1 protein-coding gene and 1 pseudogene are annotated in these 629 nt (G+C 72.3%); both read right to left on the bottom strand.

From position 1 onward, the window contains the following. Nucleotides 1-26: 26 nt before the first annotated feature. On the bottom strand, nt 27-365 hold the full coding sequence (locus FHN55_RS22015) for a P-II family nitrogen regulator (RefSeq protein WP_139714546.1): 339 nt from the start codon (nt 363-365) through the stop codon (nt 27-29). Next, nucleotides 362-629, bottom strand: a pseudogene (locus FHN55_RS22010) (ammonium transporter); the annotation flags it as partial. The gene FHN55_RS22015 and the pseudogene FHN55_RS22010, both read right to left, overlap by 4 nt.

Raw genomic sequence — 629 nt, 5'->3', positions numbered from 1 at the left:
CGACAGGAGCACCGCCCGCAGGGGTGTCAGAGGGCGTCGGCCCCGTGCTCGCCGGTGCGCACGCGCACGACGTCGTCGACGGGGATGACCCACACCTTGCCGTCGCCGATGCGGCCGGTGGCGGCGGCCTTGACGACCGCCTCGACCACGCCGGTGGCGTCCAGGTCGTCGACGAGGACCTCGAGGCGGACCTTCGGGACCATGTCGACGGTGTACTCGGCGCCGCGGTAGACCTCGGTGTGGCCGCGCTGGCGGCCGTAGCCGCTGGCCTCCGAGACGGTCATGCCCTGCACGCCGAAGGACTCCAGCGCGCCCTTGACGTCGTCGAGCTTGTGCGGCTTGATCACCGCGGTGACGAGCTTCATGCCGAGGCTCCCTCAGAGGTGCGGGTGGTGGACGCTGCGGCAGCTGCGGCCGAGGGGCTGTGGCCGCCGAAGCTGCCGACCAGGTCGTAGCCGGACTCGGCGTGCTGGGCCTGGTCGATGCCGGAGACCTCGTCCTCGTCGGGGATGCGCCAGCCGATGGTGGCCTTGATGGCGAAGCCGATGATCGCGGTCAGGACGCCGCTGAAGACGAGCACCGCCACGGCCCCGACGACCTGGCGCCAGAGCTGGTCGACGCCGCCGCCG

The sequence above is a fragment of the Streptomyces sp. NP160 genome (assembly GCF_006335115.1).
In the GTDB taxonomy this organism is placed as follows: domain Bacteria; phylum Actinomycetota; class Actinomycetes; order Actinomycetales; family Quadrisphaeraceae; genus Quadrisphaera.
This window is presented reverse-complemented; position numbering and strand designations above follow the sequence as displayed.